Origin of the sequence: Cryobacterium sp. BB736 (assembly GCF_014980265.1) — a bacterium.
GTDB lineage: Bacteria > Actinomycetota > Actinomycetes > Actinomycetales > Microbacteriaceae > Terrimesophilobacter.
The window spans coordinates 1-19,857 of the sequence record NZ_JABXWQ010000002.1; the positions used below are offsets into that span (position 1 = coordinate 1).

A 19,857-nucleotide genomic window follows, 5' to 3' on the forward strand; every position below is an offset into this window, starting at 1 on the left:
CGGGGTGCGGAACCCCTCCTTCCGCGCCAACCCACCGAACCCCGCCTCCACCGATGAGCGGCGCACCACCTCACCGGCCAGCACCGACGCGCAAGCATCAAGACTGCGCTTCGCCTCCGCCAACGACGCCTGCGCCGCCAGAAGCTGCTTGTCACCCAGCCCCCGGGCACCCGGCGCGTCGACGCCGATCCGGGCCGCCGCGGCCAGCAGAACCTCGAGCGAGGTGCTGAACGTAGCTGCGGAAGATCTCATGCATCAATTGTCCCAGCCTCGAACACAGCTACACAAGCAGATTTGAGAATCTGTTAGAAACTACTTTCCGGGCTACCTGTGGAGGAGCGGTGGAACCGATTCCCACGCTGGGTGGAGGTTCTTGACGAGCACCCTCAGCAGGCAGATTCTCCGTCGACGATGCGACAGAGCACCAACGTCCATTCGTACTGGAACTCCTCCAGATAGCCCTCCCGCATATCTGTGCAACTAAGCGTGCCAGTGACCTCAATCACGGTCTTGGACGAATCGTAGATGTCAGCGATCGAAGGGAACTTGCCCCCATGGCGCTGCACGTCGCCCAGACATTCGATGAGCCGGGGAGCGACAACAACAACGGCGTCGCCGCAGTGCCTCCACAGCTCGGAGGCGGTTGAGGAAAGGTGGGACACGTGCAGCGTGCGCGCCGAGGGAATGGTCACCTGAAGCGCCTCGGAGTACGTCCGTTCGCCGCAATCCGGAGTCGGTGGAATGTACGGGCCGCCGACGCCTTGCGCATCGCAGACGCCGTTGCCCTGACCGACTCGAACCGGGGGAAGTTCGCCAACGGCGGGCTTGAAATGCGACTTGGTCGCGGTGTAGTTCCCAGTGGTCTCGAACTGGAGCACGCCGTCGCCGTAACCGTAGCCCTGGAACTCCTCGCCGCGGGGAACGAACACCACTGCCTGATCGCCGAGATTGCCATCGGGGTTGCTCAACAGGACGGCAGAGATCTCGACGGTGTCGGACGCGAGCGACACTGCCGCCTCGGTCGACGAGGTGCTGACCGGCCTCTGGCCGCAGTCTGCTGCCGGGAGGTAATGCGTCGCCGAGCGCGAGCTGATGGAGGCGACGACGGTCGCCTCGAAATCCGCCTCCAGGTTCCAGTCGCGCACTGGAACCGCGCCGGTGAGCATGATCAACTTCATCCGGCTGAGCACCTGCGGCACGAGGCTGATTCCGGCCGTGCCGGCCGCGTCGAGCGCGTCCCACGGCAACGCCGCCACGTCCTTGTAGAAGTCGTTGCCGCCGAGGTTGGTCACCGCGCGGACTGTCACGTCAACTTCTTCCGGTTCGGCGACTTCGGGGATGAGGTCGGCCTGCGGCGCACCGGAGAGCTTGAACCGTGCTTCACCGTTGCCGTCGGTCTTGCCACGAGTGACGGGCTTGTCTCCTCCGGCGCCGTCGCCAATCCGCAGTCGCCAAGGCTCCTCGCTTGAGAGGTCGATGTCGATGTTCTGGGCGAAACCGGACTGGGCGCCCGGTAGCTCGAGACCGAAGGGCGACATGAAGAGGTTCATGCACCCCCGGATCTCCTCCCATGAGTCCGCGTCGAACCGCAGCTTCACCGCCAAGTCGCGAACCTCACCAGGCTGCGTGTTCTTCGTGCGCACGAGCGGCGTATCCGAAACCGAGAAGTCCGCCCGGAGCGCGGCGGCTTTCGCGAGCATGGTTGCGAAGGCCGAGATCACCCGTGCGATGCCGATCTTGCCCCCGGCGTTGGTGCCGAGTCCCTCATCGACGTATGCGACGACCTTGTCAAAGACAACGGTGGCGTGTGCCTTGTTGAACTGATTGAGAAGCTCTGCGGCCCAGGGGTTCTCGATCCCGACATCACACGCGCGCTTCGAGGAGGCAGCGTCGCCCGTGAACGACGCAGTCACGACGGACGGTGCAGCGTCGTATGCCGAGCCACTCTGGCTGGACACCGTGTCCTGGCCGTCAACGCTGTCCATGATCGCGAGCTCGGCGGCGAGCCGGTGAAGCACAAGACTCACCTGGGCCCATGACAGCACGACCTCTTCAGGCGCCTTCACAATTGGACCGGTCATGAAGGTCCCGGGTGCCAACTGTGCGAACACCGCTCCGAAGCCATAATCCTGGTAGTTGAGCAGCTCGTCGTACAGCATCGTAACGAGGTCCGCATCGGCTAGTTCTGGGATCCCTTGGAGCGCTTCCGCGAGGTCGGCGAGCCCAAGTCCACCGCTTGACGCACCGAGCACGGCGTGGAGCCGCAGCTGCGCATCCGACATCGGCCAACCGAAACCCGAACTGCCGCCCACTTCAACCAGGGAACCGCTGGCGTCGGTAACGCTCACGCCAGCGGTGACCATAAGCGATTGCCACGCGGCCACCGCGTCGCGGCCACCTTGGGCTGCGGTGACCGCTGCCTCAGCGATCGCGGCGCCGTGGATTGCGAACTCGTCCTGCATTTCCATGACTGCGTTGTTGTAGTCGGCTTGCGCGAGATAGTACGCATCCATCGCAGCCGAGTCGGTTGTGTCAGCGGGTTGCACGGGTTGCGGCGGGATGGCGGGTAGTGCTGGCAACGACAGCGGTGCTGGGAAGTCGCCGAGGTAGATGCGGTGGTCGACGGAGTCGGTGCCCGGCTGCGTACCGAGACCGAAAACACACCCCGTGAGAAGCATGGTCACCGCTGCGCCCATCGCCGTCAACCGAAAAAGCGGCGCGCGCCTACCCATAGTTTCCCCCACCTGATCAGGATGACCTCGGCTGTTGTCGCGGGGCCGAAGTGCACGCTATGGGCGGTGAGGCGGCGCAACAACCCCAGAGTTGCCACATTGGGGGAGAGGTGGCGTCATGCTACCGCGGCGGCCGCGCGTCGAGGATCGCGTCCTCGATGTCCGCATCCGACGGCGCCTTGGCCGCCTTTCGACGCTCGCGCTCGTGCGCTCGAGCCTGCTCCTCCGGGTCGTCCGAGTTGATCACCCGGTACTCCTGGCGTAGCGCCCAGCCGAGCGCCATGAAGCCCATTATCGCGAACACGAACCACTGCAGTGCGTACGAGAGATGCGGACCCTCGTCCCGGATCGGCTTCAGCGCCGCAACGGGCCGCTGCTCGGCGGGCGGGTTCTCCGACACCATCAACCCATATGCGCCCGTATAGGTATCACGTGCGACGTGCTCCTCAACGGATGGCAGGTGGATCGTGGCGATCTGGTCACTCCCGGCCGGAACACCGCGCCCCTCGAGCACGGGCTCGCCCGCCTTGAGGCGCGCAACAACCGTGACCTCGCCGGTCGGCGGTTCCGGCACCATGTCCGGCTCGTCCTGCTCGTTTCCAACCGGTAGCCACCCCCGGTCGACGACGAACACCGTGCCATCCTCGAGCAGCAGGGGAGTGAGCACCTCGAAACCGGGCTGCCCGGACTGCGGCCGGTTCCTGACCAGCAGCTCCTCATCAGCGAGGTACTGGCCGGTCATCTCCACCGGTGTCCACTTCTGCGACTCATCGAACGAGTCGAGCGTCGGCAGCACCTCATCCAGCGGGCGCGGCTCACTCGCGTAGTTGTTGTCAATGCGGGTGATCTCGGCCTGGGCCTCGGCGCGGCGGTTCAGCTGCCAGGTTCCCAAGAAGCTGCACACGATGGCGAACACGATGGCCAGCGCCAGCCAGCCGAACCAGCGCCCGGTGAACGCGAAACGCCACCCGCTCATCGCGCACCATCCGGAACCGACTCGACCTCATCGGCCAGCGCCGTCACGACCACCGGAAACGACCGGCTGGCCAGATAATCCCGCAGGTATCCGACGTGCTCATCACACGCGGGCCACACCTTCACTCGATCGGGAGTGTGGATGCGCGGATTCCGCCAGTTCACGCGCCAGGCTGCGGCGGCGCGGCACCCTGCCCGGGCGCACTGCGCGGCATCCGTGGCGGCAAACTCGCCGATCACTCCTTGTCCTCGCGGTGCTCGCCGTTACCGCCGCCGTCGCGGTCCTCGCGGTGCTCGCCGTTCCCGAGGTTCTCGTCGCCCTCGGGCGGGTACGGAGCAAGCGGAACAATCGAGCCAGGCCGCTCGGGACTTGTACCGCGTTTGTCGACCGCGTTGGCGAGCACCACCGCCACATACGGCAGGAACGTCGCGCCAATGGCAGCGAGCAGCAACCACCAGTCACGCACAAACAGGCACAGCACGATGCACACGACACGGATACTCATCGTGAGCGTGTAGAGGCGCATCCGTCGCCTGCGATCATCCTCGGGGGAGCGCGGCAGCGCAGTGATCGTGTTGATATGCCTGGTCATCGTTGTGGCTACAAGCCTACGTCTAGTATTGGGTGGGTTTTTCTAGCCGACTGACAGGGAGTTGACGTGGCCGAGCCGAGGACAGTTCTGGTGACCGGGGGCAACCGGGGGATCGGCCTCGCGATCGCCGAGAGGTTCGTCGCTGACGGTCACCGGGTCGCCGTCACCGCCCGCTCCGGCGAGGGTCCCGCCGGGTCGCTGACCGTCAGGGCAGACGTGACGGATGCTGCGTCCATCGACGCCGCGTTCACCCAGATCGAGGAGGCCTACGGCTCCGTCGAGGTGATCGTCGCCAACGCCGGCATCACCCGCGACACCCTTCTGCTGCGCATGAGCGAGGACGACTTCACCGACGTCATCGACACCAACCTGTCCGGCGCGTTCCGCGTCGTCAAGCGCGCGTCGAAGGGCATGCTGAAGGCCAAGTACGGCCGGGTCGTGCTCATTTCGAGCGTCGTCGGGCTGCTCGGCTCCGCCGGCCAGGTGAACTACGCCGCATCCAAGAGCGGCCTCATCGGCCTCGCCCGGTCGCTCACGCGCGAGCTCGGTTCACGCAACATCACCGCGAACGTCGTCGCACCCGGCTTCATCGAGACCGACATGACCGCGGAGCTGAGCGAGGACAAGCAGAAGGAGTACCTGGCGCAGGTCCCAGCCGGCCGCTACGGGTCAGCGGCCGAGGTTGCCGCGGCAGTGGCCTGGCTGGCGAGCGACGACGCCGCCTACGTCTCCGGTGCTGTCATCCCGGTCGACGGCGGCCTCGGGATGGGCCACTAACCCGCTAGCCGCGCAGCCCGAGCAACGGCAGCAGCTGCGAGAGGTCCCGCCGGTCGATGACCAGGTCGGCCTCCTCACGCACCGGGGCCTTCGCGTCGAAGCCCACCGAGAGCCCGACGATCTCCATCATCGGCAGGTCGTTCGCGCCGTCACCGACCGCGATGGTCTGCCGGAGCGGGATGTCGAGCTCCGCGGCCCACTCGCGCACGGTATGCGCTTTCGCGGCGGCGTCGACGATCGGCCCGGTGAGCCCACCAGTGAGCACCCCATCGGCGGCCTCGAGCCGGTTGGCCTTCCACCGGTCCAGCCCGATGCGCTCTGCAACCGGGTCGACGAGCTCATGGAAGCCACCCGAGACGACGCCGACCGCACCACCATTCGCCCGAACGGTCGCAATCAGCTCTGGCACACCATCCGTCACCCGGATGCGCTCGCCCACCTCGCCGAAGACGCTCACCGGCAGGCCGCGCAGCGTCGCGACCCGCTCACGCAGGCTCTGCTCGAAGTCGACCTCGCCGTTCATGGCTCGGCTGGTGATCTCGGCCACCTTGTCGAGCGAACCCGCCGCCTCGGCGAGCAGTTCGATCACCTCGTTCTCGATGAGCGTCGAATCGACGTCGAGCACGACGAGGAACCGTGGCATTGAACCCCCAAGGGTAGAGCGCTGGCGCGCTGTTCACGCGACGTGAACGCCCTTGCCCACAACGGTGATTCCGGTATCTGTGACGGTGAAGCCCCTGGCCCGATCGGCCTCGGGATCCACCCCTACGGTCGCGCCGGGTTCGACGACGACATCCTTATCCAGAATAGCGCGGCGCACGGATGCGCCCGGGCCGACCCGAACCCGCTCGAACAGGATCGAGTCGATCACCTGGGCGCCGGATTCGATGTTGGCCCAGGGGCCGAGCACGCTGCGCTCGACGTGGGCCCCGGACAGCAGCGACCCGAGCGAGACGACCGAGTCGATGAGGGTCCCGGTGTTGCCTGACGCGTCGCGGACGAACTTCGCCGGGGGAGAGTTCAGCTGCTCGCTGTAGATCGGCCAGTCGGTGTTGTACAGGTTGAACACCGGCAGCGCTGAGATGAGGTCCTGGTGGGCGTCGTAGAACGACTCGATCGTCCCCACATCGCGCCAGTAGTACCGGTCGCGCTCGGTCGCGCCGGGAACGTCGTTGCGGATCAGGTCGTACACGGCCGCGTCGCCCCGTTCGACGAAGTCGGGAACGATGTCACCGCCCATGTCATGGTTCGAGTCGGCCCGCTCGCCGTCGCGCAGCACGGCGTCCATGAGATCGCGGGCGTTGAACACGTAATTGCCCATCGACGCGAGTACCTCGCCGGGGGAGTCGGCCAACCCCACAGGGTCGGACGGCTTCTCCAGGAACCGCCCGATCCGCGTCGGATCACCCGGCGCGACCTCGATGACACCGAACTGGCCCGCAAGCGAGATCGGCTGCCGGATGGCTGCAACCGTCACACCGGTGCCCGCCTCGATGTGCGCGTCGATCATCTGGCTGAAGTCCATGCGGTAGACGTGGTCGGCACCGACGACGATGACGATGTCGGGTTTCTCATCCTTCAGCAGATTCAGGCTCTGCAGGATCGCATCCGCCGACCCCGCGAACCAGCGCTTGCCGAGCCGTTGCTGCGCCGGCACGGATGCGACGTAGGAGTTCGTCAGGCCGGGCAGCCGCCAGGTCTGCGACACGTGACGGTCGAGGCTGTGCGACTTGTACTGGGTGAGCACGACGATCTGACGCAGCCCGGAGTTGATCAGATTGGAGAGGGCGAAGTCGATGAGGCGGTAGTTTCCGCCAAATGGGACCGCCGGTTTGGCCCGGTCGGCGGTCAACGGCATCAGCCGCTTTCCCTCACCACCGGCGAGCACGATTCCGAAGATCTTGGGCGCCGCCATGCTCCCACCGTAGATGACACCACGTGATAGGAACTAGTGTCTTGTTGGTGAGAGTCGACCTGCTGACCCGTGAATATCCCCCGGAAGTGTACGGCGGCGCCGGCGTCCACGTAGGCGAACTGGTGCACGCGCTGCGCCGGGACACCGATGTCGAGGTGAACGTGCGCTGCTTCGGCGCGCCCCGCGACGAACCGGGTGTGACGTCCTATCTGGTGCCCGCGGAACTGGTCTCGGCGAACCCGTCGATTGCGACTCTCGGCGTCGACCTGCAGATGGCGCAGGACTGCGGTGATGCCCAGCTGGTGCACTCGCACACCTGGTACGCGAACGCCGCGGGGCGCATCGCGCAGCTGCTGCACGGCGTCCCACACGTCGTCACCGCGCACAGCCTGGAGCCGCTGCGCCCGTGGAAGGCCGAGCAGCTCGGCGGCGGCTACCGCGTGTCGAGCTGGATCGAGGGCGGCGCGTTTTCAGCGGCGGATGCGATCATCGCGGTGAGCGAGGGAATGCGGCAGGACATCATCCGGTCCTACCCGCGTCTCGACCCGTCGCGGATCAGCGTCATCCACAATGGCATCGACCTGGACCGGTGGCGTCCCACCTCGGACGACGACCTCGTGCGTTCGCTCGGCATCGACCCCGACCGGCCGTCGGTCGTGTTCGTTGGCCGCATCACCAGGCAGAAGGGCCTCAGCTACCTGCTGGCAGCGACGGAGCGGCTGCACCCGGACGTGCAGCTGGTGCTGTGCGCGGGCGCGCCGGACACGCCGGAGATCCTGGCGGAGGTGCAGGCCGGCGTCGCGCACCTGCAGGAGACCCGCACCGGTGTGGTGTGGATCGACCGGCTGCTCAGCCAGCGCGAACTTCGCGCCGTGCTGACCGCGGCGACCACGTTCGTCTGCCCGTCGATCTACGAGCCGCTCGGCATCGTGAACCTGGAGGCGATGGCGTGCGGCGCCCCCGTAGTCGGGACGGCAACCGGGGGGATCCCGGAGGTGGTGGATGACGGTGTCACCGGCTTCTTGGTGCCGATCGAGCAGGCGAACGACGGCACGGGACTTCCGGTGGACTCGGAGCGCTTCATCGGCGACCTCGCCGCAGCGCTCGGCGAGATGGTCTCCGATCCGGAGCGCGCCAAGCAGTTCGGGGCCGCCGGACGTGAGCGTGCCGAGCGCCAGTTCGGCTGGGATCGCATCGCGGCGCGCACCCGCGAACTGTACGCAACGCTCCTCTAGCGCTGCCGGGTCGCACCCCGCCCGTGGCTTAGGCTTGAGCATATGGCCAGCGTTCTCCAGTTCTCAGATGTGTCGGTCGTGCGCGACGGGAACACGATCCTCGATTCTGTTGATTGGAACGTCGACAGCAAGGAGCGCTGGGTCATTCTCGGACCGAATGGCGCGGGCAAAACGACCCTGCTACAACTGGCTGCGGCGCAGATCCACCCCAGCCACGGCGAAGCGGTGGTGCTCGACAGCACCCTCGGCGCGGTCGACGTGTTCGACCTGCGCCCCCGCATCGGCTTCGCCTCGACGGCGCTTGCCCGTCGCATCCCGGCGAACGAGACGGTGCTGGATGTCGTGCTCACCGCCTCGTACTCGGTCACAGGGCGCTGGAACGAGGAGTACGAGGAGATCGACACCCGCCGCGCACGCCGCGTGCTCGGGGAGTGGAAGCTCAGCCACCTCGAGGACCGCCGCTTCGGCAACCTCAGCGACGGCGAGCAGAAGCGCGTGCAGATCGCCCGTGCCGTGATGACGGACCCCGAGGTGTTGCTGCTCGATGAGCCGGCGGCGAGCCTCGACCTGGGCGCCCGTGAGGAGCTGCTGCAGCTGCTCGGCGGCTACGCGAGCGCACCGGATGCGCCAGCGATCGTCATGGTCACCCATCACGTCGAGGAGATCCCGCCGGGCTTCAGCCACGCACTGCTGCTGTCGCAGGGCGAGGTGCACGACTCTGGCCCGATCGAAGAGGTCGTCACCGCCGGGAACCTGAGCGATGTCTTCGGTGTCGACCTCAAGGTCGAGCGCACCGACAACCGGTTTACCGCCCGGGCCGCGTGATCCGCACCCGACGCTCTTGATTCTGGTAAAGTGGTCAGTCGGCTAAGACGCCGAGAGACTTTTCCCTTAATTCCCAATCCACTCGCGAGGAACCACCATGAAGTCTGACATCCACCCGAACTATGCGCCCGTGGTCTTCCGTGACCTCGCATCCGGTGCAACGTTCCTCACCCGCTCGACCGTGTCGAGCGACAAGACGATCGAGTGGGAAGACGGCACCACCTACCCGGTGATCGACGTCGAGATCTCCAGCGAGTCGCACCCGTTCTACACGGGCAAGCAGCGCATCCTCGACAGCGCAGGCCGCGTCGAGAAGTTCAACACGCGCTACAAGGGCTTCGGCTCCTAATCAGCACGTCACGCGATGAGCCGGATGCCCTCGGGCATCCGGCTCTCGTCGTTAACCTGCGCTTTCGTCTCGTCAGACGATCGGGTCGAGTTCGCGCGCGAGCGGTGCAGCGACCCGCTCCGGCCAGGACCCGTCCGCGGTGAACGCGGGGTCCTTCACGCGGCGCATGTACTCCTGGAAGCTCGCGGCCTGATCACGGCACCAGCCGACCTGCGAATCGTGCAGCGCCAGCACATCGTCACCCAGCTGATCGCTGTACTGGCGCGCGATCGCCTGCGCCACACGGCCGGCCGCGATGGCGTCGGCGCCAGCGTCGTGCGCCGAGTCGAGGATGACCCCGTAGACGAGCGACGCCACCTCGAGGGTGCGCTTGCCCTTGCGGTACCGGTCCACGGCGCGGTCGAGCACAAGCGGGTCGATGATCGGGCACGGGTCGCGCAGCGGCTCGATGCCGTACCGCACCGCTTCGCGGTTCAGCAGGCTCAGGTCGTACGGAGCGTTGTAGACGACCACCGGGATGCCGCGGTCCAGGATGCCGCGCAGCGCGGCGATGATCTCCTCCACCACCTCGGCGGCTGGCCTGCCCTGGTGCTGGGCGCGCTCGGTGGTGATGCCGTGCACGGCGGTCGCCTGCGGCGGTATCGGCACGCCCGGGTCGGCCATCCAGTCGGTGCGCTCCAGCACGCCGCCGTCCGGGCCGATGACGCTCACGTTCGCGGTGACGATGCGACTGGTATCGACATCTATTCCGGTCGTCTCAAGGTCGAAAACTCCGAGGATGTCATACCAATTGCCTGCCATGGGGCTAAGGCTAGGGGCGACCACCGGCACGCCCCGGGAGCCCCCGCCGAGACTGCATGAAAGTGCGTAATCGAGCGCGATAACGCCGGTTTCTGCAGTCTCACCGAGGGCGGATGCGGTAAAACGGGCCAATGGTGTCAGTCACTCGAGCGCGAGCCCTCGCATGGCGGATGCAGCGGCACCTGCTCCAGCCGGTCGGCACGGAGTCCGTGGCGGGCGTCGTGCGGCGCTTGGGCGCGATACCGGCCGGCACCGACTCCGCTGCAGAACTCGCAATTCGCGTCAGACGTGAGCGCTCCAGGCCGGGTGAAGTGGCAGCAGCCCTCGCGAACGGCGAGCTAATCAAGACGTTCACCTTCCGCGGAGCAACCCACCTGCTGACGCCTGAGGATGGCGGTGTCTATCTGGCTTTGCGAGCGGCCGGGCGGATGTGGGAACGCGCAAGCTGGCGGACCTTCTACGGGCTTGCTCCCGGCGACTGGCCCGCGTTCCTGGAAGTGGTGCGGGAAGCGCTGGCCGACCAGCCGCTCACCTTCGCCGAACTAGGCCGGAAGATCACCGCGGTACCGAAGTTTGCGCACCTCGACTTTGTCTTCGCGGCGGATCCACGCACGCTTCTGAAGGCCGTCGCGTGGCAGGGCGAACTCAGTGTCGGAGCATCACGGGACGGGCATCCGACGCTGCAGAACCTCACCTCCAACCCGCGCTGGGCGGGAATCCCCGACCTGCAGGATGCCGGTATCCGCGCGGTGGAGGCGTACTTCCGCGCGTACGGACCGGCGACCCGCTCCAATCTGGACTATTGGCTGGGCGATGGCCTGGGTGTCGGCAGGCGCATCACGAAGTGGATCGCCGACCTCGGCGGCCGGCTCGTGCCGATCGACGTTGAGGGCACGGCCGCGCATGTGCTCGGTGACGACGTCGACGAGTTGCTGTCGACGCCCGAGACCCCATCGGTCCGGCTCCTGCCCGCCTTCGACCAGTGGGTGCTCGGCCCCGGCACGGCCGACACCAGCATCGTCCCGTCAGCGCACCGCGAGGCGGTGAGCCGCGGCGCCAATCTGGTCATCACGGACGGGGTCGTGTCCGGCACGTGGTCCCTCGGCGACGACGGAGTCTCGATCGACTGGTTCGAGGGAGCGCAGGCGGCGCCGGCCGATCAGCTGGCTGCCGCGATCACGCGGTTCGAGGCAATCCTCGGCTAGGTGTGCCGATGTGCAGCCAGAAGAACTGCTGCGAGCCCATCGTGATGGTGACCTCGCCGTTCTCGTCGAACGCCGGGAACTTGGCGCCGCCGAACAGGTCGTAGAGGTCGCTGCCCGCATGCTCCGGCGCCCGGATGGTCACCGAGATCGGGTTATGCGCGAACGAGAACACGCACAGCACGTTCTCCGGCGCATCCCCGAACTGCGTGCCGCTGGCCGCCCCCTCGTACGAGCGTACGAACGCGAGCACCGATTCGTGATCGGAGTCGACGACCGTCATCGAGCCGAGGCCGAAGGTCGGATGCGCCTTCCGCACGTGAATGACATTGCGCACCCAGTGCAGCAGCGAGCGGGACTGGGCCAGCTGCGACTCCACGTTCACGAGCGAGTAGTTGTAGACGAGCGACTGCACCACCGGCAGGTACAGCTTGCCTGGGTCCGCGGAGGAGAAGCCCGCATTGCGGTCCGGCGTCCACTGCATCGGCGTGCGGCTGGCGTCACGGTCGGGGAGCCAGATGTTGTCGCCCATCCCGATCTCGTCGCCGTAGTAGAGGAACGGGCTGCCCGGCAGCGAGAACAGCAGGGCGTGCGCCAGCTCGAGCTCCGCGCGCGAGTTGTCCAGGAGCGTGGCCAGGCGCCGCCGGATGCCGACGTTGACACGCATCCGCGGGTCATAGGCGTACCAGCCGTACATCGCCTGGCGGTACTCCTCGGAGACCATCTCGAGGGTCAGCTCGTCGTGGTTGCGCAGGAAGATGCCCCACCCCGCGGTCTCCGGGATGTCGGTGGTCTCCGACAGCACCCGGACCAGCTCGTCCGCCTGCTGCGAGCGCAGCGAGTAGAAGATGCGCGGCATCACCGGGAAGTCGAAGGCCATGTGGCACTCCGGCTCCTCATCGGTGCCGAAGAACGCTGCGACCTCGCGCGGCCACTGGTTGGCCTCGGCGATCAGCACTCTGCCCGGGAATTCCGTGTCGACCAGGTTCCGCAGCTTCTTCAGGAACTCGTGCGTCGGGGGCTCGCCCTCACCGTTGCCCTCGTCCGACTCGTACAGGTACGGCACCGCGTCGAGCCGCAGACCGTCAACGCCCATCGACAGCCAGAACCGCGTGATCTCGAAGATCTCCTCGGCGACCGCCGGGTTGTTGTAGTTGAGGTCGGGCTGGTGCGAGAAGAACCGGTGGAAGTAGAACTGCCGGCGCTCAGAGTCGAATGCCCAGTTCGACTCCTCGTAGTCAGTGAAGATGATCCGGATGTCCGGCCACTTCTCGTCGGTGTCGCTCCACACGTAGTAGTCGCCGTACGGGCCATCCGGATCCGACCGGGACTGCTGGAACCATTCGTGCTGGTCCGAGGTGTGGTTCAGCGGCAGGTCCATGATGATCCGCATGTTGCGCTCGTGCGCCTTGGTGACGAGCTCCTGGAACTCGTCGAGGGTGCCGAACTCGGGCAGAATCGACCGGTAGTCCGAGACGTCGTAGCCACCGTCCCGCAGCGGCGAGTTGAAGAACGGCGGGATCCACAGTGCGTCGACGCCGAGCCACTGCAGGTAGTCGAGCCGGGAGATCAGCCCGGCGAGGTCGCCAGTGCCGTCACCGTTCGAGTCGACAAATCCCCTCACGAGCACCTCGTAGAACACCGAGCGGCGGTACCAGAGTGGGTCCAGGGTCAGACCGGGCAGCTGGATCGGCGCGGTGAAGCTCACGAGGTTCCTCTCGAAGGGTTGTCTGTGGGAGTTGGCGAAGGGCGCGCTTCGTCCCAGAGAGTCTAAGCAACGTTCCTGCGGCCCTGATCATCGGCGGCCACTCCCTAGACTGGAGCGGATGAGTGTCACTTCGCCCTACGCAACGCGCCTCGCGTCCATCCCGATCCGCCGTCGGGAGACCGAGGTGCTCGGCAGCACCACCCGCTACTGGGAGTACGGCGACCCGGACGCCGAGCACACCGTCGTCGTCGCGCACGGCTACCGCGGCGAGCACCACGGCCTGGAGCCGGTCATCGCCCACCTTCCCGGCATCCGGTTCATCGGACCCGACTTGCCCGGCTTCGGAGAGTCCACGCCGCTGACCGAGGTGCCGCACAGCATCGACGGCTACGCGAAGTGGTTCCAGGCGTTCGTCGACGACCTCGGCCTGACGGGAGAGGCGCTCATCCTCGGCCACTCGTTCGGCACGATCGTCACCTCCCACGCGTTCGCGTCCGGGATGCAGGCGCCCGCGCTCATGCTGATCAACCCGATCGCGATGCCCGGCCTCGACGGGCCGCGCAAGTTCGCCACCGCGCTCACCGTCGGCTACTACCGTGCAGCATCCAAGCTGCCGACGCGGCTCGGCGATGCGCTGCTGCGCAACCGGATGATCGTGCAGTTCATGAGCTCCAACCTTGTGAAGACCAAGGATCGTGACCTGCGCAGGTGGATCCACGATCAGCACCACACCTACTTCAACAACTTCAGCGACCGGGACACCGTCGTCGAGGCTTTCGACGCGTCGATCTCAGCCGACGTCAGCGAGTACGCCGAACGGATCACCGTGCCAACACTGCTGGTCGCCGCCGAACTGGACGACATCACGCCCGTCTCCGCCCAGTACACGCTGCAGGAGCGATTCCCGGATGCAACGCTGCGGGTGCTCGGCGGAGTCGGCCACCTCATCCACTACGAGGTGCCGGAACGAGCCGCCGACGCCATCCGTGACTTCGTCGACGCGCTGAAGTAAACCACGTGAAGATCGTCTTCGACTGCCGCTACACCCGCATCGGGCGGCACGATGGCATCAGCCGGTACACCGCGGGCATCGTCGGGGCGCTGGCCCAGCTGCATCCGGTGACGATGTTCATCAGCGACGAGCGCCAGCTGGCGAACCTGCCCGACCTGCCTTGGATTCTCGGGCCGGATCCGACGAAACTCAGCGAGCCGTGGGTGCCGCGCTACCTGAACGATGAGCATCCGGATGTGGTGTTCTGCCCCATGCAGACGATGGGCGGCACCGGCGCGAAGTACCAGCTGATCCTCACTGTGCACGACCTGATCTACTACCGGCATCGCACGCCGCCGCGGAACCTGCCCTGGATCGTGAGGCTCATTTGGCGGGCGTACCACTTCAGCTTCGCACCGCAGCGGTGGGCGCTGCGTCGAGCGGATGCGATCGTGACCGGCTCGCACACCGCCAAGCGGGAGCTGCAGGAGGCGCGCCTGACCCAGCTGCCGATCACGGTCATCTCCAGCGCCGTTGACCCGGCGACCACCCCGCCGCGGCCGCGCGAGCGGACTCTCGTCTACATGGGCTCGTTCATGCCGTACAAGAACGCGGAAACGCTCGCGCGTGCGGTCTCGCTCCTTCCCGGCTACCGGCTGCAACTGCTCAGCAAGGTCACCGATCGCGACCGCGCACGCCTTTCTGCGCTGGCCCCCGCGGGCAGCATCGAGTTCCTGAACGGCGTGAGTGATGAGCAGTACGCCGAACTGCTGGCATCCGCCACCGCGTTGCTCACCGCGTCGCGGGATGAGGGCTTCGGCATCCCGCTGATCGAGGCGATGGCGCACGGCACGCCGGTGGTCTGCAGCGACATTGAGGTGTTCCGCGAGGTCGGGGGCGACGCAGCGCTGTTCGCTAACCCGGACGACCCGGCCGCGTTCGCCGCGCAGGTGCGCACGCTCGAGGACACCGCGGAGTGGAAGCGCCGCTCAGAGCTCTCGCTGCAGCGCGCGGGGGAGTACACCTGGCAGGCGTCCGCGGCGACCCTGCTCGAACTCGCGACCTCGCTCGTTGACGAGCGACGCGAACCTAGTCGGCGCTGACGCGTTCGGCGCCGCTGTCTGCCCCGACCGGCAGCACCTCTCCGCGGGTGAGCTCGAGAAGTCGCGACGGCTCGATGCCGAACACGGTTGTCGCTGACCCGGCGGCCGCCCACACCTGGTCGTAGCTCAGCAGGTCGGGATCGACGATTGTGCGCAGCGGCGCCGGGTGGCCGAACGGCGGCACCCCGCCGATGCTGAACCCGGACAGTTCGCGCACGCGCTTGGCGTCCGCCATGGTCACCGGGGTGCCGAGGCGCTTCCCGAGAGCCGCGGTATCGACCCGGTTCGGTCCGGAAACCAGCACGAGCAGCGGCTCACCGTCGGCCATGAAGAGCAGGCTCTTGACGATCTGCCCGACCTGGACGCCGACGGCGGCAGCAGCATCCGCCGCCGTGTGGGTACTGCTGTCCATCTCCCGGACGTCCAGCTCGACACCGAGCTGCTCGAGCCGGGTGAGGAAGCGGTCGAGCGCCGCCATCAGCCGGCCACCTTCTCTTCGCGGCCCTCGATGACGTTCTGCTCCTCGATGCCCTCGTCGCCGGGAACAACGGATGCAACCTCGATCGGGTCGTTGAAGGCGAGCAGTTGGAAGCCGCCGTCGATCCGGCGGAAGCTGTGGATGGAGCCGTTCGTGATCGGGATGCTGCGGTCGATGTCCGCTCCCACCGCGAGCAGCGTGGCGCGGATGACACCGCCGTGGGTGGCGACAATGAGGTGCTCGCCGGGGCGCTCCTTGGCCAGCGTGCTCAGGGTCGCCATGACGCGGGCGATGACCTCTTCCCGCGACTCCCGCCCCGGCACCGGCGCGTACGAGGGATACCGTTCGGCGACCTCGTCGTTGGTCAGCCCCTCGGCCTCGCCGTAGTGGCGTTCGACCATGGATGGCAGGGGAGTCGGGTCGCCGAGGTCGAGCCGGTCAGAGATGATGGTCGCGGTCTCCATCGCCCGCCCGAGAGGGCTTGAGTAGATGCCGTCCCAGCTTCGGCGGGCGAGCAGGGCTCCCGCCCTGCTGGCTTGTGCGCGCCCGTTGTCGTTCAGTGGGATGTCGGAACTGCCTTGAATGCGGTGAACTTGGTTCCAGTCGGTCTCGCCGTGCCGCACGAGGTAGATCAGCGTCGTCATCCCTATCAACGTCCTTCCGGTCGCGTCGGGACGTGAGTGCCTTTTTCAGCCGCGAAGTTCCTTGGCCAGAACGGTCAGCACCTCGGAGGTCCCTGCGTCCAGCTTAACCGTTGCTCGTGGATCGCCCTTAGTGGGCCCCCGGTTGACGATCACCGTGGGGTGGCCGCGCTTGATCGCCTGGTCGAGCAAACGCATCCCGGAGTTCACGACGAGCGATGACCCGGCGACCAGCAGCGCATCGGCCGCACCGATGATCGCGCTGGCGGCCCGGAACTGCGCCGACGGCACAAACTCGCCGAAGTAGACGACGTCGGGCTTCAGCATGCCGCCGCACACACCGCACACCGGAACGTCGAACGCGGACGGGTCCTCGATGATCACGTCGCCATCAGGGCCGAGCTCACGCTCTGTAACCCGGTCCAGCCACGGGTTGCGGTGCGCGAGCTGAGAGGCGATGTCCCTGCGCGAGTAGAACTGGCCGCAGTCGAGGCAGCGCACACGATCCATGCTGCCGTGCAGTTCGATGACCCGCAGCGACCCCGCACGGCGGTGCAGGCCGTCGACATTCTGGGTGATGACGCCCGTGGCGACCCCGGATGCCTCCAAAGCCGCTACCGCGCGGTGGCCGGCGTTGGGGGTGACCGAACTGAAGCGCTGCCAGCCGAGGTGACTGCCAGCCCAGTAGCGCTTGCGGTAGTCCTCGTCGGCGAGGAACTGCTGGAACGTCATGGGGTTCCGCGGCGGTGCGCCAGCCCCGCGATAGTCGGGGATGCCGGAGTCGGTGCTGAGTCCTGCGCCGGTGAGGATGGCCAGCTTGCGCCCCTGCAGCACTTCGAGCACGGCGTCGAGGCCACCATCGGACTCGATCGGGTTTGGTGCGGGGGCAGTCAATGGAAACCTCTCTAGCGAATGTCCCTAGAGTAAACGCGAGAGCGGGCGGGTTGTTCCTTGCGCCGCTGAAGCTATGAGGAGAAGCCGCTGCGCATCATCCGAATCACCGACCTGAGCGAGCCGGGGCTCGCCGACTTCACGAGCCTCACCGACGTCGCGTTGCGGCGGAAGCTTGAGCCGGCGGGCGGCCTCTACCTGGCCGAGTCGACCAAGGTCATCACGCGTGCACTCGCCGCCGGGCATCGCCCGCGGTCGGTCCTGCTTCAGGAACAGTGGCTGCCCGAGCTTGAGCCGCTGCTCGACGGCTTCGACGTGCCGGTGTATGTCGCCGACGCTGCGGTGCTCGAGTCGATCACGGGCTTCAATCTGCATCGCGGCGCTATCGCGGCGATGCACCGCCCTGAGCTGCCCGCGGTGGAGGAGTTGCTCCGGTATGCGCGGCGCGTCGTGGTGCTTGAGGACATCGCCGATCACACGAACGTCGGCGCGATCTTCCGCGCGGCGGCCGGGCTGGGCGCCGACGCGGTGCTGGTGACGCCGCGCTGCGCGGATCCGCTGTACCGGCGCAGTGTGCGCGTGAGCATGGGCACGGTGCTGCAGGTGCCGTGGACACGCATCCCGTGGTGGCCGGACGGCGCTGCACCCCTGCGCGCGGCCGGCTTTCAACTGGCTGCGCTCGCACTCGAGGACGGCGCCGTGCCGCTCGACGAGTACGCCGCCAACGCGCCGGAGCGGGTCGCGCTGCTGCTCGGCACCGAGGGCGACGGGCTCACGCGCAAGGCGATCGCGGAGGCCGACACGGTGGTGACGATCCCGATGCTGCGGGGCGTGGACTCGCTCAACGTGGCGGCGGCGAGCGCGGTGGCGCTGTGGGAGCTGCGGGTCTGACACTGATCGCGCTCGCAGCGGGTCGAACTTTCATGCGCCGGTCGAATTTGACCCGCGCGTGAAAGGATCACCCGCGCGACGTATCTCGACAAGGATCGCCAACTGTGGCGGGGGAGAATGGACGAGTGACCGAGATCAGGGTTCCTGTGGGCGACGCGAGTGTCTCGGCCGTCTGGGAGCGACCGGACGACGCCTGGGCGGTCATTGCCGTGACCCACGGAGCCGGGGCCGGCTATGACCACCCGTTCCTGGTCGGCTTCAGCGACGCGCTCAACGCCGACGGTGTCGCGACCCTGCGGTTCAACCTGCCGTACCGAGAAGCCGGACGACGGATGCCCGGCCGCCCGGCCGACGCGATCGCCGCCTGGCGCGATGCGTTGCGCTGGGCGGAGACCGAGTCGGCCGGGTTGCCCGTGCTTGCAGCCGGCAAGTCGTACGGCGGGCGGATGGCGTCGATGGCGGTCGCAGAGGGCATGCCCGCTGCCGCCCTGGTGTACCTCGGCTATCCGCTGCATCCGCCTGGCAAGCCGGAGGCATTGCGCGACGAGCACCTGTACGGCATCCGAGTGCCGATGCTCTTCCTGCAGGGGACCAAGGACCCCTTCGCGACGCCCGAGCTGCTCGATGGCGTCGTGGGTCGCATCGGCGCCAGCGCGCTGCTCGAGTGGGTGGAGGGCGGCGGGCATTCCTTCGAGGTTGCGGGCATCAAGCGCACCCCGGCGCAGGTCGGCGCTTCGCTCGCGCCCTCGGTCGCCGCGTTCGTCCGCGGGCACGCCAGCGGCAGCTAGCCGGCGAGCACCTCGGCCCACAGGGCCTGCACACGGGCCTCGTTGCGCGCGAGGTCGTAGTCGCCGTCCTCTGCGAACCACACTGTGACCTGACCGGCTCGGGCGAAGGCCCATTCCGCGGTCCGGCGCGGATCGCATCCGGCAGCGTTCGCGGCCACCATGAGCTGCTCGGACAGGCGGCCGGCCGGATCCGGGTCGTTCAGCGGATCGCCGAGCTGGGTCACGAGCGGCCAGAGGTCATAGGCCGGGTCGCCGACCATGCCCTTCGGGTCGATGACCATCCAGCGTTCGCTGTCGTCATCCATCGAGTGCACGATGTTGCCAGGGTTGAAATCGCCGTGCACTAGCGCACCAGCAGTCGACAGGTCCGCGAGTCTGAGCAGTTCATCGGCAGCACGGTGCAGCGGCTCCGGCTCGATCTCAAGGCGCTCGAACAGGTCGGCTTCGCGGGCGATCCTGTCGCGCATGCGCAGCGCACCGGACGCCGCGAAGTCGGAGACGCGGGGCAGCGTGCTGCCGCGCACTGGGGAGGACGACGCGATGCGCCCGTGCAGCGTCCCTCCGATCGTCAGAGCCTCCATCGGGTCGAGTCCCGCGTCTCGCAGGGGAGTGCCCGGCCGGACGCTTTCGAGCAGGAGCGCCCAGGTCGTCGCATCCTGCCGGAGCAACTGCGGGGCGGTTCCCTTCGGGAAGGCTGCCAACGCGACAGCTTCCCAGCGTCCCTCCTCGTGCGGGACACCGATCTTCAGCACCGCGGGTGTGCCGTCCTCCTGCACGACCTCGACGACGATGCCCGCGCGCCCACCCTCGTGCGAGCCGGCCAGCGCAAGCTTCCAGCGGCTCAGCGTGTCGAGGAGCAGTTCACCGGCCACCGTCTGCCAGCTGGACTTGTCTGGGTAGGCGGCCATGGCAACCTGATCGAAAGGCTGGGGATCCATTCAGCGAGCATAAGGGCGGAACCC

General features: G+C 67.3%; 22 protein-coding genes. 9 read left to right on the forward strand and 13 right to left on the reverse strand.

Features of this window, described 5'->3' with window-relative positions; genetic code table 11:
* The 5 genes from IRG63_RS06415 to IRG63_RS06435 form a co-directional block, all read right to left on the reverse strand.
* A partial coding sequence (locus IRG63_RS06415; protein WP_193509588.1) for a hypothetical protein occupies positions 1-252 on the reverse strand: 252 nt, incomplete at its 3' end.
* Between the two features lie 134 nt (positions 253-386).
* The gene (locus tag IRG63_RS06420; RefSeq protein ID WP_193509589.1) at positions 387-2,678 is read right to left on the reverse strand and encodes a hypothetical protein; all 2,292 of its coding nucleotides are present in this window, start codon (positions 2,676-2,678) and stop codon (positions 387-389) included.
* A 175-nt stretch (positions 2,679-2,853) separates the two neighbouring features.
* Positions 2,854-3,708 (reverse strand): SURF1 family protein, encoded by an 855-nt coding sequence (locus IRG63_RS06425; RefSeq protein ID WP_168627253.1) that lies wholly within the window; start codon positions 3,706-3,708, stop codon positions 2,854-2,856.
* Positions 3,705-3,947 (reverse strand): hypothetical protein, encoded by a 243-nt coding sequence (locus IRG63_RS06430; protein ID WP_193509590.1) that lies wholly within the window; start codon positions 3,945-3,947, stop codon positions 3,705-3,707. Before IRG63_RS06430 ends, IRG63_RS06425 begins: the two co-directional genes overlap by 4 nt.
* Positions 3,944-4,300, reverse strand: a complete 357-nt coding sequence (locus IRG63_RS06435) for a DUF3099 domain-containing protein (RefSeq protein ID WP_193509591.1) — start codon at positions 4,298-4,300, stop codon at positions 3,944-3,946. Before IRG63_RS06435 ends, IRG63_RS06430 begins: the two co-directional genes overlap by 4 nt.
* A 66-nt stretch (positions 4,301-4,366) precedes the next feature.
* Here IRG63_RS06435 and fabG point away from each other — a divergent pair, with 66 nt between their 5' ends.
* Positions 4,367-5,077, forward strand: coding sequence for a 3-oxoacyl-ACP reductase FabG (gene fabG / locus IRG63_RS06440; protein ID WP_193509592.1), 711 nt, complete (start codon positions 4,367-4,369; stop codon positions 5,075-5,077).
* A 4-nt stretch (positions 5,078-5,081) separates the two neighbouring features.
* Here fabG and serB read toward each other — a convergent pair whose 3' ends face one another.
* The gene (gene serB / locus IRG63_RS06445; protein ID WP_168627250.1) at positions 5,082-5,720 is read right to left on the reverse strand and encodes a phosphoserine phosphatase SerB; all 639 of its coding nucleotides are present in this window, start codon (positions 5,718-5,720) and stop codon (positions 5,082-5,084) included.
* A gap of 33 nt (positions 5,721-5,753) precedes the next feature.
* Positions 5,754-6,992, reverse strand: a complete 1,239-nt coding sequence (locus IRG63_RS06450; protein ID WP_168627249.1) for a glucose-1-phosphate adenylyltransferase — start codon at positions 6,990-6,992, stop codon at positions 5,754-5,756.
* A gap of 47 nt (positions 6,993-7,039) precedes the next feature.
* On the opposite strand from IRG63_RS06450, the gene glgA reads away from it, so the two are divergent.
* From glgA to IRG63_RS06465, 3 genes are all read left to right on the forward strand, one after another.
* Complete coding sequence (gene glgA / locus IRG63_RS06455; RefSeq protein ID WP_168627248.1) at positions 7,040-8,227, forward strand: glycogen synthase; 1,188 nt, start codon at positions 7,040-7,042, stop codon at positions 8,225-8,227.
* 42 nt (positions 8,228-8,269) lie between these two features.
* On the forward strand, positions 8,270-9,052 hold the full coding sequence (locus IRG63_RS06460; RefSeq protein WP_168627247.1) for an ABC transporter ATP-binding protein: 783 nt from the start codon (positions 8,270-8,272) through the stop codon (positions 9,050-9,052).
* A 97-nt stretch (positions 9,053-9,149) separates the two neighbouring features.
* Positions 9,150-9,401: a type B 50S ribosomal protein L31 gene (locus IRG63_RS06465; RefSeq protein WP_168627246.1), complete on the forward strand. Its 252-nt coding sequence runs from the start codon at positions 9,150-9,152 to the stop codon at positions 9,399-9,401.
* A 72-nt stretch (positions 9,402-9,473) separates the two neighbouring features.
* On the opposite strand, the gene IRG63_RS06470 is transcribed toward IRG63_RS06465, so the two are convergent.
* Positions 9,474-10,202 (reverse strand): exonuclease domain-containing protein, encoded by a 729-nt coding sequence (locus IRG63_RS06470; RefSeq protein ID WP_193509593.1) that lies wholly within the window; start codon positions 10,200-10,202, stop codon positions 9,474-9,476.
* Between the two features lie 131 nt (positions 10,203-10,333).
* Here IRG63_RS06470 and IRG63_RS06475 point away from each other — a divergent pair, with 131 nt between their 5' ends.
* On the forward strand, positions 10,334-11,407 hold the full coding sequence (locus IRG63_RS06475; RefSeq protein WP_168627244.1) for a DNA glycosylase AlkZ-like family protein: 1,074 nt from the start codon (positions 10,334-10,336) through the stop codon (positions 11,405-11,407).
* On the opposite strand, the gene treS is transcribed toward IRG63_RS06475, so the two are convergent.
* Positions 11,379-13,112, reverse strand: coding sequence for a maltose alpha-D-glucosyltransferase (treS, locus tag IRG63_RS06480; protein ID WP_168627243.1), 1,734 nt, complete (start codon positions 13,110-13,112; stop codon positions 11,379-11,381). The genes IRG63_RS06475 and treS overlap by 29 nt on opposite strands.
* A 118-nt stretch (positions 13,113-13,230) precedes the next feature.
* Here treS and IRG63_RS06485 point away from each other — a divergent pair, with 118 nt between their 5' ends.
* Positions 13,231-14,124: an alpha/beta fold hydrolase gene (locus IRG63_RS06485; RefSeq protein ID WP_168627242.1), complete on the forward strand. Its 894-nt coding sequence runs from the start codon at positions 13,231-13,233 to the stop codon at positions 14,122-14,124.
* A 5-nt stretch (positions 14,125-14,129) separates the two neighbouring features.
* Positions 14,130-15,206, forward strand: a complete 1,077-nt coding sequence (locus tag IRG63_RS06490) for a glycosyltransferase family 1 protein (RefSeq protein WP_168627241.1) — start codon at positions 14,130-14,132, stop codon at positions 15,204-15,206.
* Here the strand turns inward: IRG63_RS06490 and IRG63_RS06495 are convergent.
* From IRG63_RS06495 to IRG63_RS06505, 3 genes are read right to left on the reverse strand one after another with little or no spacing between them, the layout of a single operon-like run.
* On the reverse strand, positions 15,193-15,684 hold the full coding sequence (locus tag IRG63_RS06495; protein WP_193509594.1) for a YbaK/EbsC family protein: 492 nt from the start codon (positions 15,682-15,684) through the stop codon (positions 15,193-15,195). The genes IRG63_RS06490 and IRG63_RS06495 overlap by 14 nt on opposite strands.
* The gene (locus tag IRG63_RS06500; RefSeq protein ID WP_168627239.1) at positions 15,684-16,328 is read right to left on the reverse strand and encodes a histidine phosphatase family protein; all 645 of its coding nucleotides are present in this window, start codon (positions 16,326-16,328) and stop codon (positions 15,684-15,686) included. Before IRG63_RS06500 ends, IRG63_RS06495 begins: the two co-directional genes overlap by 1 nt.
* Before the next feature lie 45 nt (positions 16,329-16,373).
* Complete coding sequence (locus tag IRG63_RS06505; RefSeq protein WP_168627238.1) at positions 16,374-17,219, reverse strand: Sir2 family NAD-dependent protein deacetylase; 846 nt, start codon at positions 17,217-17,219, stop codon at positions 16,374-16,376.
* 87 nt (positions 17,220-17,306) lie between these two features.
* On the opposite strand from IRG63_RS06505, the gene IRG63_RS06510 reads away from it, so the two are divergent.
* Together IRG63_RS06510 and IRG63_RS06515 are read left to right on the forward strand one after the other, a co-directional pair.
* Positions 17,307-18,107 carry an RNA methyltransferase gene (locus IRG63_RS06510; protein ID WP_168627734.1) on the forward strand — a complete coding sequence of 267 codons (801 nt, stop codon included), beginning with the start codon at positions 17,307-17,309 and terminating at the stop codon, positions 18,105-18,107.
* A 125-nt stretch (positions 18,108-18,232) separates the two neighbouring features.
* Positions 18,233-18,895 carry an alpha/beta family hydrolase gene (locus IRG63_RS06515; RefSeq protein WP_193509595.1) on the forward strand — a complete coding sequence of 221 codons (663 nt, stop codon included), beginning with the start codon at positions 18,233-18,235 and terminating at the stop codon, positions 18,893-18,895.
* On the opposite strand, the gene IRG63_RS06520 is transcribed toward IRG63_RS06515, so the two are convergent.
* Positions 18,892-19,833, reverse strand: coding sequence for an aminoglycoside phosphotransferase family protein (locus IRG63_RS06520; protein WP_168627236.1), 942 nt, complete (start codon positions 19,831-19,833; stop codon positions 18,892-18,894). The genes IRG63_RS06515 and IRG63_RS06520 overlap by 4 nt on opposite strands.
* Between the last annotated feature and the right edge of the window lie 24 nt (positions 19,834-19,857).

Coding starts and splice junctions, on each gene's coding strand:
- IRG63_RS06420 (WP_193509589.1), bottom strand. CDS start 2,678: ATGCTTCTCACGGGGTGTGTTTTCGGTCTCGGTACGCAGCCGGGCACC.
- IRG63_RS06425 (WP_168627253.1), bottom strand. CDS start 3,708: ATGAGCGGGTGGCGTTTCGCGTTCACCGGGCGCTGGTTCGGCTGGCTG.
- IRG63_RS06435 (WP_193509591.1), bottom strand. CDS start 4,300: ATGACCAGGCATATCAACACGATCACTGCGCTGCCGCGCTCCCCCGAG.
- serB (WP_168627250.1), bottom strand. CDS start 5,720: ATGCCACGGTTCCTCGTCGTGCTCGACGTCGATTCGACGCTCATCGAG.
- IRG63_RS06450 (WP_168627249.1), bottom strand. CDS start 6,992: ATGGCGGCGCCCAAGATCTTCGGAATCGTGCTCGCCGGTGGTGAGGGA.
- IRG63_RS06460 (WP_168627247.1), top strand. CDS start 8,270: ATGGCCAGCGTTCTCCAGTTCTCAGATGTGTCGGTCGTGCGCGACGGG.
- IRG63_RS06465 (WP_168627246.1), top strand. CDS start 9,150: ATGAAGTCTGACATCCACCCGAACTATGCGCCCGTGGTCTTCCGTGAC.
- IRG63_RS06470 (WP_193509593.1), bottom strand. CDS start 10,202: ATGGCAGGCAATTGGTATGACATCCTCGGAGTTTTCGACCTTGAGACG.
- IRG63_RS06475 (WP_168627244.1), top strand. CDS start 10,334: ATGGTGTCAGTCACTCGAGCGCGAGCCCTCGCATGGCGGATGCAGCGG.
- IRG63_RS06485 (WP_168627242.1), top strand. CDS start 13,231: ATGAGTGTCACTTCGCCCTACGCAACGCGCCTCGCGTCCATCCCGATC.
- IRG63_RS06495 (WP_193509594.1), bottom strand. CDS start 15,684: ATGGCGGCGCTCGACCGCTTCCTCACCCGGCTCGAGCAGCTCGGTGTC.
- IRG63_RS06500 (WP_168627239.1), bottom strand. CDS start 16,328: ATGACGACGCTGATCTACCTCGTGCGGCACGGCGAGACCGACTGGAAC.
- IRG63_RS06520 (WP_168627236.1), bottom strand. CDS start 19,833: ATGGATCCCCAGCCTTTCGATCAGGTTGCCATGGCCGCCTACCCAGAC.